Genomic DNA, 9,966 nt, shown 5'->3' on the forward strand with positions numbered 1-9,966 from the left:
CCGGTCGCGCTGCCCCACCCGGGCGGTTCCGCGCAGCCGGTGCCGAACGAGGTGCGGCGGGAGACGAACTGACGGGCGCCCATCCAGTTGGGGCCTCGTGATCAAAAGTCACGTGCTCTTCGACGGGGATGGCGGCCCGCCAATCGGGTTGAGAATTCCGGCCTAAGGCGTGGAGACCGCGAGCAAATCCCCGCTGCTGCCGAGACTTTCGGCAGCGCCCCGCACTATTGACCTGCGCAGCCACTCCCCCTACACAGCGCAGGCCGAGAGCATGATCCGGAAACAGCCGGTTTTTCCTCGCGACGCCCTTTAGCGTTGCGGCAAGACATGCTTCTCGAATGTCCGAACACGATGGCGATCTCTTCAAGCCATCAGCGGCCATGGGAGCGCGTAGCTCAGCCGGTAGAGCACGTGACTTTTAATCACGGGGTCCTGGGTTCGAGCCCCAGCGCGCTCACCAAAAGCCGGATCAATTACTTGAAGACCGTTTCCGCGCTCCCGGGCGCCTTGGCGCGCCTCTTGCCAGAGAGACCTCTCAAGCATGGAGGCGTGCACCGATGGCACAACGAGTTCCTGTTCCCCGACGCCCAAGGCCCAGTTTGAAGCATATCGCGCGCAAGCTGGTCAGATTGCTGGACGCGATCAATGAGCTCGAAGACCTGAAAGAAAGGGTCCAGGCCGCCGAAGCCTCGCGCGTCCTGCATTAGAGCGCCGGAAAGTCCCTTGCGGGAGTAAAAATCCACGTCGTCCGCGAGGCTGCTCCGTCCCAAAGGCCACGGCTGACGTTGTCGCCCCTGGTGCCGGAGCCGTCCTCAAACGCGGCCGGGATCACGGAGTAGAATACGGTGAGTGCACCCAACCCTGAAGCTCGAAGTTCTTGCTTCGCCGCGGCACTGTCCGGACGACTGCATGAGGGGGCACTGTCACCGTAGTCCCGTTGCGACGTTCTGCGCGGCAAAGAAGCCGCGTGCTTAGTTCTCCACATCCACGACGGGCAGTAGTTCGCGCTCGCTCCGCGCCAATAGGTCTCGATAATTTGCGAGGTACTTGCGATTCGCTTTGATGGCGGCATGCCGCGGCAGATCAAGCCGCACGCCTACGCACGCAGACGGCCAACCAGTGAAGATCACCTTCGGGGAGATGCCCGGCATGAGCGTTCGCGGCGTGCTGGTCTATTGCCACTGCGGCCATCACACAGCGCTAGAAGCCCATCGATGGCAGGACGAGGTGCGGCTGTCTGATATCGAGCCGCGCTTCGTCTGCGCAGGTTGCGGCGGCCGCGGCGCCGACCTCCGGCCTGACTTCGATCGAGGCAACCCGCAGCTTGCGATATAGGCATGAAAAAGGCCAGCCCCGGGGAGCGCTGAATTGAAATTGACCGAAGAACGTCCGGCTCAGATCACGCCCACAATGATCAAAACTCCGATCTCAACCAGTAGGAGCGTACCCGTTGCTGCGGAGATGAGAAACAAATCACCTAGTGACAAGAACTGCATGATTCGCCTCACAATTTGCCAAAGAAGCGGCCCTTACATCCTTGGTGGCGTAAGCAGGGGCAGGATGATGGGGCCGCTTCTAGGAGGTCCTTGACGCGTTCGTCCGGCGCCAAGTGTTCTCATCCTAATCCAAATTTCAATCCCGTCCATCATTTAATTTATTTAATTCTATTTTAATATTTTAATGATTAATCAGGCGGCATTTGCCCGATGCAAGTCGCCGATTCCCCGTGGAGCGAACCAGAGATTGGCTTTTTGCTATTACGACTACGGTGACAGTGCACTAAACCCCGTCACGTTCACCCCCCTTGCCGGTTGCGGTCATTCGGATGAGTGCGCGGCTGCATATTTAGTTCACTGTCGCCGCAATTGGAGAGCATGATCCGGAAACAGCCGGTTTTTCCTCGCGACGCCCTTAAGCGTTGGGCAAGACATGCTTCTCGATGTCCGACCACGATGGCGATCTCTTAGGAAGCCATCAGCGGCCATGGGAGCGCGTAGCTCAGCCGGTAGAGCACGTGACTTTTAATCACGGGGTCCTGGGTTCGAGCCCCAGCGCGCTCACCACTTAATCGACGAAGACGTTACGGGCCGGCTGAACTCACGGCCCCCATGTAAAGCTCCCGAACAGAAGCTGCTCAGGCACTCCCAGCGGGAGGCCGAGACACAATCGAGGGTGGCGCGCCTCTGGACGCGCACAACTTATTAGTGTATTCAGCTATAAGTTGCGCATGCGCGCACAAAGTGTGGCACGGCTGCTTTTGATTGATTGTTCTCGAACCGCGCGCTGGCGCTCCTGGATTGCCGTTGGCGCCGTTTCGATGGCTATCGGTCTTGTCGGGGCATTTAGCACCGCTGTCGCGATCGATCCGTTCGGTCGTCTAGGTCTTAGCAAGAGCGAAGACGTCGGATTCGACGAAGAACGACCTGCGATGGTGTCACGGGCGATTGATCCTCAGTTCAACTCAGTGGTCATCGGCAACTCCGCGTCGATGCCTCTGACGCCACAGAGTTTGAGCAAGCTGACCGGACAGCGCTTTGTGACACTCTCCATCTCCGGCTCGGGTGCGCCTGCCTCACTCGCGACGATGACGTTCTTTCTGGCACATCATGACGATGCTAGGATTGTGGTCGTGGCGCTGTTGCCAGAAACATGGTGCGACGCTGATTACAGCGAGCGCAGGCCCTTTCCGTTTTGGCTCTATTCCTCATTGACACACTATCTGTGGGGCCTCGCAGGCGCCACGTCGTTCGAAATGTTCAAGACTGTCCTCGCGGCCCGGCAAACCACAAAAGCCTCGCACTACAGTCCGTACATTGCGGTCGATGGCTACCACAAACTTATCGGCCCGTTCGAGCAGGCGAGCTACAACGATGTCAACTTCGTCCGCTCTCGTCTAAACGGAGGCTCTAGACCTGAGAAATCCACTAATCCAACCAACAGTTTTCCGGCCGTTCAACGGCTCATAGACCACATCGAGCGACCGTCGCGCGCGTTTTTCGTCCTTTTGTGGACGCCACGGTACATCAGCTATACGCCTGCTCCAGGAAGCGCTGCCGAAAAAACAGACCGCGACTGCAAGCTGAAGCTTGCCCAAGCAGCCAATTCCCTCCCAAACGCCGCAATTCTCGATTGGTCAGGAGCTGATCGACCCGCAAACAGCGACCCTGCAAATTTTTTCGATCCCATCCACTATCGACGGTCCTATGCCGCGCAGATCGAAGAGGACATTGCTCGGGCAATTCCGATTGCAGTGAAGGGGCCGTAGCTTGCTATTCAACTCGTTTAGCTACCTCGCAGTTTTCCTTCCTGCTGCGTGGCTCGTGTATCTCGGCGCATCAAAATGGTTCCCCCGCTACCGACTCGTCATTCTGCTTGCGATTTCGATCGCCTTTTACGGCTATTGGGATTGGCACTTCATTCCGTTGATCGTTCTGTCAATCCTGCTGAACTGGCTCGCCGCACGCTGGTTTATTTCTGCGGGGCTGCTCTGGATCGTTGTTGGCGCCATTTCGGCCAACGTCATCGTGCTCGCGGTTTTCAAGTATCTTAACTTCCTATTCGCACTGCTGCCAATGCGGTGGGGCGCGCTACATTTCGATATCGCGCTGCCGCTTGGCATTTCCTTCTTCACTTTTCATCACGTCATGTACCTGACGGATCTTCGACGAAAACTTGCGCCGCAATACACGCTCATCGAGTACGGTCTCTACATCGCTTTCTTTCCTCAGGTCCTTGCCGGCCCGCTGGTCAGATGGCGTGAGGTGATGCATCAGTTCGCCGCTTCGCCCTTTGATGTTTCACCTTTGCCTGACGACAGCGAACAGTGGCGACGCGCGGCTTGCGGCCTGACGTTAATCATTTTCGGGCTTTGTCAGAAGGTCATGTTGGGGGATCAACTCGCAGCCATCGCCAATCCGGTCTTTGCAATGGCTGCTTCGTCGCCGGTTAGGCCAGTCGATGCATGGCTCGGCACACTCGCTTTTACGTTCCAAATCTTCTTCGATTTCTCCGGCTATACCGACATGGCCATCGGATCAGCTCTGCTGTTCGGCATCACCTTGCCGCAGAACTTCGATGCGCCCTACCGCGCAACGTCGCTCCAGGGCTTCTGGCGACGCTGGCACATGACACTGTCACGTTTCCTGCGCGACTACCTTTATATCCCCCTCGGCGGAAACCGGCACGGCCCCGCGGTTCAGCTTTGCGCCCTGTTCGCAACGATGACCCTCGGTGGCCTGTGGCACGGCGCCGGCCTGACCTTCATCGCCTGGGGTGCCTTGCATGGCATCGGACTCGGCTTCGAGACCCTCTGGCGCCGCTCAAAGCTCCCGACGCCCGCACTAATATGCGGACCTCTCACCTTTTTGTTCGTCGTCTTCTGCTGGGTGCTCTTCAGAGCGCAACATTTCGAGGCGGCCAGGCATATCTACGACGCGTTGCTTTGGCTAAGGCGGGACGGCACTGACGCCCACTTAGACCTCCGCTTCTCGGCGGTGATCGTGAGCCTCGCCGGGCTGCTTGCCTTTGTGCTTCCCAACACGTCCACTCTCGTGTCGCGACTTCTAGCAAGACCAGTCTACGCCGTCGGTCTTGGCTTTCTCGCGGCTTGCGCCGTGCTCGCGTTGAACGCGAGCGAAAGCTTTGAGTTCATCTATTTTCGCTTCTAGCGCCGAGTCTATCCTACCATATCAATAGCGCGTAGGATGGGTTGAGCTCTTGCGAAACCCATCAATCGTTGCGAACGGCGCCACTGCGATCCGCGATTGATTATCGAAGAAATCCTTAGAAGGCCGCGGAGTGACCGACCGAATGCCAGTAAAGCGCTTCGTATAAGCTCAATCCATCCTACCATTGTGGTGACAGTGCACTCAACCCTGTCGTCCATCACTCTTCAGGCTGCGGTCATTCGGATGAGTGCACGACTCCGCGTATACTTAGTGCACGGTCATCGTAGTATGGTCCGCCGAGCTGCGCTCTCGGATGTCGACCGGCAAGTTTTGTCACTGCCCCCGTGAAAGCGGCCAAAATTCAGGACGAGGGTTTGGCCCTCTGGAAAGAAGGTAATGAGGCGTACAAGGCGGATGATTACAAGACGGCCATTGAAAAATTCGAGAAGTCGCGGATCAAATACGCGACGATCAAACATGATGACGACGTCAAGATCATCATAGTCTCGCTTAAGGCCGCGGCTTGTGAAGATCACATGCGTTCGAACGATATCAGCAAGCTCCAAGTTCTCATTGGTACTAATGAAGACAAAACCTTGGGAGCCAAGACTCCCTATCCGGAAGCTTGCCTGCCTTTTCCTGAGCTGGCGGCAACCGTGACGGAACGCATCAGACTTCTTAAGAAATCCGGGAAATAAACCACGACCCATCCTACGCGCTGTGGCTGCGGTGTCGACTTCGTCGATGCGAGGCCAACGCCCCCTTCCTCGCAAAAACACGCCAGATTCCGATAGAGTCCAGTAGTCACCCCGAGATGAACTACACCCAACAGGCGCCTATTATGCCCTCCCCCTCCGGGCATTGTGGCGATGATTTGCGCAGAGGAAGACAGTCCGCCCGTTCTGATCTGCTCCAAGTGCAGACGGCCGATGACGTTTCTGGCGACGCTACCGGCAATCTTCACGTTTCCCGCAGTGCATGCCTACCAGTGCCGTCCCTGTCTGCGGGTGGACACCATCCCGCTGGCTTGAGGCCGGAATTGCGGTGATAGCGCGCTCTACGTACTCAACTGCCGCACACTGCCATTGCTTGGCATCTGCGGCCGTTCCAAGAGCCCTCCCTCAAAAAGCCGCTGACAACCCACCGGAAACGTGTAGGATTCAGCAAAACCGGAGGAGCGGCATGTTTGAAATCAACGGTTTCGACACGGCGGGCGTGGTCAGTCTCAAGCGGCTGACACTTCCCGCCGCCCTCAAGAAGGCCAAAGAGCTCATCGAGGACGGGTGCTGGGACGTTCAGGTCGTCGATCCCAGCGGCCGGGTCTACACCTCGTTTGAAGAGCAGGCCGCCTAGCCACCCCATCCTTCGGCGCCATTCGAGCGAGCACCGGCGCCTGTTTCCGCCGCTATCCACCTCGGCCGACGTTTGACGAGGCGCTGTTCAGCCAGCGCAGCGTTGCATCGTCGCTCCAGCCGGGGACGGCGAAGCGCGCCGGCGGAGTCGTGTTCGCGCGAGGCCGCTCCGCTGCAGGATGGCGTGCGCGGGCGTGATGCACCGTTGCGGCGTTTGCGGAGCTGCACAGCACCAGCAACAGACCCGTGGCAAAAAGAGAGCGCATCGCATCAGCTCCAGTCGAGCAATCGCCCGCTGTGATCTGATGCGCCGATCGGTTCGCCACAATCCTTTGCGGCTTCACAAGCACGAGAGAGAAGCGCTGGCTCCTGCCGTGGTGGCCGCCCTCGACTGCCGCGCGCGATGCCATTTGCCAGTCAACCCGTTTGGGAGCAGGCTCCCTCCAGGCGCTTAAGACGCCGCAAGGGAGAGGCACATGAAGGAACAGGGCCTGGATGGCCGCCACCGGGACAAGGATGGCAGTATCAGCAAGAAGCACGGCAACACGCTGGTCGGCACATTGCGCAAGATCTACGGAAAGGGTTTTGCCGCCGGGTATCCCGATGCGACGCCACTCAGCGAGGTCCTGGCCCAACTGAACGAGACGTCGCTGAGCCAGTTGCGCCGCGATCACGACACCGGGCATTTGGGGCACAAGATCGATCACGCCTTGAAGTGAGACCACCGTGACAGCCTGTAGGATGGGTTGAGCGCTTGCGAAACCCATCGCTGGCAACTCGGTCGGTCCCTCCGCGGCCCTTTTGAGGGTCGCTCTGATCATCGATCGCGGATCACAGCGACGCCGATCGCAAGGAGTTTGGGTTTCGCAAGAGCTCAACCCATCCTACGCACTAGCTCTCGGGCGCCGAAACCGCAGCCGGCACACTCAGCGGAGCGCCGCCAACCGAAACAGGCCCCACCGACTTCGGCTCCCGAACCAGCCGTTTGCGCATCGCTGCGGGCAGTCCATAGCGCGCATGCGCTCGTCGAATGGACGACGTGACGTCCGACATCATTGTATTTTGCAGCGAGTCGACCTTCGCGATCAGTGTGGACAGCTGCGAAGATATCTTCTTCACATCGACCCGTTCGTCCGTGATGCTCTGTCGCAGCGACAGCAGCAACATTGAATCCTGCTGCAGCAAAACCGAGTTCTGATCCGATGCCTGATTGTTCTGCTGCAGCATCGCGGTGTGTTGCTGCTGGGCCGCCTGAATGTCCCTCAAGGCAGCGACAACCGGATCCGGCTTTGGCACGGACGCTTCCAGGCGCGGAAGCAGTTCAGCCAAGCGGCCGACATTCAGCGAGGAAAAATCAGAGGGCGACGTGTAGATCGCCGCCGCGCCGTTGATGGCCAGGGCGCACACCGAGAAGGCCAGCACCGATTTCCGGCTGGATCTCTTGCTCGAGACTGGAGCTTCCGGGGCTGCGGGTTCGTGCGCTGCTGCGGCGGCGGCAAGGGCTGCAGCGTCGAGTTCTTCGGCGAAGCTTGCCGTTTCGAAGGTCGTGGTCATTTGCATTGACCCCAGTGAGCGAGCAAAAGGAAGCCGCCCCTGGAACGCCCTCACGACGCACCCTTTACGCAGCACCCATACACAACTGCCTAGAATTGTAGGCTTTTCGGATTAATTCCACGTTAGCGACGTGGCCGGCTGACGGGCCGGGCCACCCCGGCCGATTACGGGGGTGAGCGAAGAGCAGAGGCTTTACGTTGACACTGCCGTAGGGTGGCCAAAGCGAAGCGTGCCCACGCATCTGTGGCCGGATCGGAAAAATCGTGGGCACGGCGCTTCGCGCCTTTGCCCACCCTACGGCAGCCGTTGCTGGCTCAACATTCCGAAAGACGAAGTTTCCGAAGCTGGCAGAATACTCCTGTTTTGCTCGACGGCACAAACGCGCCCTCCCGCCGGATTCAAAACGCCTTGCCCCAGCAGCACTTAGCTACTGTGCATGGGGTTGTTTTCGCAGTTTTGATGTGCCCCACCCTCGTCCAGCAGATCGAACAGCTCCTCCACCGTTCGAGCAGCGCGTCCCGCATCGGGCCGTGGTCGAGGGCGACGACGCATTGCGCCGTGCCTGTCTCTTCGTCCCTTCGCTCGCAGGCTACAAACCTGGCCGTATCGGGCCCGGAACGCGTCTGGGCGACACAGTTGTTCGTCGCTCGACCTGCGCTTTGGCGTCGAGCACCTTGTCCCCAGCTCGTGCGGCTCGCGGCAGTCTGATCCGGTCCGAAAGGCTCGCGCCTCTCCCTGGCGGACCTTCTGAACCAACATTGGTGTTTCCTTGAGCCTGTGTTGCCGGCCGGAAGCTGTTTCGGGAGGAGACAGTGGCCATTTGATCCTCATTGCTCGTGCCGCTCCCAATTGCGCCGATCGGCAGACCATTTGGAGCGTGACCGACCCCGGCATTTTTCGCGGCCTGGGCTGCCGCCCGCGACCTTGCGGGCGTGGCGGACTGAACGTTCGGATTGATCGGTTGGCCGTCGGTGCCCAGATTTCCACCGGGGGCGGTGTCTTTCGTCCCCATCCCTGGAGGCGCTGAGGGACCCGCATTGCCTGCACTCGTCCCCATTCCGGAAGGTGCCGACCCGCCGGCGCTACCCGCTCCCGTCCCCATGCCCGCTCCCCCGGACCCGGCAATTGCGCCGCCTGCTTGCGCCAGACCCCACAGAAACGAGGTTGCGATAATCGCGACAATGATCGGAGGGATGGCACGGGACATCGGACAATCTCCATCGCCAAGCTTCATTAACCATAATGATGGGGCCGGGTTCCCGCCATGAATTCGCGGTTGCAGAAGCCCGCCGCTGCAAGAGTTCCAGGTCTGCCAATCGAAGGTATCCGTGCTGACGAAGGCGCGAGCCTCTACCCTTCGTCCAGCAGCTCGAACAGCTCCTCCACCCGCTCGAACGGCGCGTCCTGCATCTTGGCGTGATAGACCACGCGATCACCGTCGCGTTGCAGTGACTTGCCCCGCGACTTCCGCAAGCGTCCCGGCAGGAACGTCGCGGCCGCCGCCTCAGGGCCGACGTCGAGACGGATGATGCCGCGCCGCTTGCATTCGAACCTGAGCCTGGCTGCGGCGAAGAAGTCGCGCGCGACCTTCGGCAGCGGGCCGAAGCGGCGGGAGGTCTCCTCCTCGAGGTCTTCGAGGTCATCCTCGTCAGTGCATCTTGCGGCGCGCGCATAGAGTTCGAGACGCACCGGCTCGGACTGCACGTAGGTCTCGGGCAGCATGTCCGCGACCGGCAGGTTCAGGTCCGGCACCCACACGGCCTGCCCTTCGTCGAGCTTCTCCGAAGCCATCTTCAGGAGGTGGCTGTAGAGCACGGGCCCGAACACCTGGACGTGGCCGGATTGCTGCTCCGAAAACAAATCGCCCGCGCCTCGCAGGTCCAGGTCGCGCTCGCTGATGGCAAAGCCCGCGCCGGGCCGGCTGAACTCTTCGAGCACCGCCAGCCGCTTCTCGGATTGCCCGGACTGCGTCTCGGTCAGGAGATGGGCGAAGGCGCGGATGCCGCCACGGCCGACGCGCCCGCGCAGCTGATGCAGCTGGGCGAGGCCGAACTTCTCCGGCCAGCAGACCACGATGGTGTTCGCTCGGGGAATATCGAGGCCGCTCTCGACGATGTTGGTCGCGAGCAGGACGTCGGCCCTGCCCTCGACGAAGCTCATCATGCGGTCGTCGATCTCGTCGGCCGCCAATCTGCCGTGCAGGCAGACGATGCGAAGGTCGCCCGCCGCCGCCTGCACCCGCGCCAGCATGGGATCGAGATCCTGGATGCGCGGACAAATCAGGAAGCTCTGGCCGTGGCGGCGCTGCTCGCGCAGCAGCGCGGAGGCAATCGCCGCATCCGACAATGGCGCGATCCGGGTCGCGACCGGCAGCCGGTGCACCGGGGGCGATG

Annotated in this window: 8 protein-coding genes and 2 tRNA genes; 8 read left to right on the forward strand and 2 right to left on the reverse strand. The window is 60.2% G+C overall.

What is annotated here, in order from left to right:
- Window positions 1-384: 384 nt before the first annotated feature.
- The 8 genes from MOV74_RS20735 (at window position 385) to MOV74_RS20770 (ending at window position 6,738) form a co-directional block, all read left to right on the forward strand.
- A tRNA-Lys gene (locus MOV74_RS20735) sits at window positions 385-460 on the forward strand.
- 689 nt (window positions 461-1,149) lie between these two features.
- Window positions 1,150-1,335 (forward strand): hypothetical protein, encoded by a 186-nt coding sequence (locus MOV74_RS20740; RefSeq protein WP_246926140.1) that lies wholly within the window; start codon window positions 1,150-1,152, stop codon window positions 1,333-1,335.
- A 652-nt stretch (window positions 1,336-1,987) separates the two neighbouring features.
- A tRNA-Lys gene (locus tag MOV74_RS20745) sits at window positions 1,988-2,063 on the forward strand.
- A 164-nt stretch (window positions 2,064-2,227) separates the two neighbouring features.
- On the forward strand, window positions 2,228-3,265 hold the full coding sequence (locus tag MOV74_RS20750; RefSeq protein ID WP_246926141.1) for a hypothetical protein: 1,038 nt from the start codon (window positions 2,228-2,230) through the stop codon (window positions 3,263-3,265).
- Between the two features lie 55 nt (window positions 3,266-3,320).
- A complete protein-coding gene (locus tag MOV74_RS20755) occupies window positions 3,321-4,667 on the forward strand; it encodes an MBOAT family O-acyltransferase (protein WP_246926142.1) in 1,347 nt (448 codons plus the stop codon).
- Between the two features lie 344 nt (window positions 4,668-5,011).
- Window positions 5,012-5,365, forward strand: a complete 354-nt coding sequence (locus MOV74_RS20760; protein WP_246926143.1) for a hypothetical protein — start codon at window positions 5,012-5,014, stop codon at window positions 5,363-5,365.
- A gap of 484 nt (window positions 5,366-5,849) precedes the next feature.
- Window positions 5,850-6,020, forward strand: a complete 171-nt coding sequence (locus MOV74_RS20765) for a hypothetical protein (protein WP_246926145.1) — start codon at window positions 5,850-5,852, stop codon at window positions 6,018-6,020.
- A 475-nt stretch (window positions 6,021-6,495) separates the two neighbouring features.
- Complete coding sequence (locus MOV74_RS20770; protein WP_246926147.1) at window positions 6,496-6,738, forward strand: hypothetical protein; 243 nt, start codon at window positions 6,496-6,498, stop codon at window positions 6,736-6,738.
- Between the two features lie 172 nt (window positions 6,739-6,910).
- On the opposite strand, the gene MOV74_RS20775 is transcribed toward MOV74_RS20770, so the two are convergent.
- Both MOV74_RS20775 and MOV74_RS20780 read right to left on the reverse strand, forming a co-directional pair.
- Complete coding sequence (locus MOV74_RS20775) at window positions 6,911-7,579, reverse strand: hypothetical protein (protein ID WP_246926149.1); 669 nt, start codon at window positions 7,577-7,579, stop codon at window positions 6,911-6,913.
- A 1,344-nt stretch (window positions 7,580-8,923) separates the two neighbouring features.
- On the reverse strand, window positions 8,924-9,966 hold a 1,043-nt coding region (locus tag MOV74_RS20780), incomplete at its 5' end, for a helicase-related protein (protein WP_258719543.1).

Origin of the sequence: Bradyrhizobium sp. SHOUNA76 (genome assembly GCF_023006445.1) — a bacterium.
Lineage (GTDB): Bacteria > Pseudomonadota > Alphaproteobacteria > Rhizobiales > Xanthobacteraceae > Bradyrhizobium.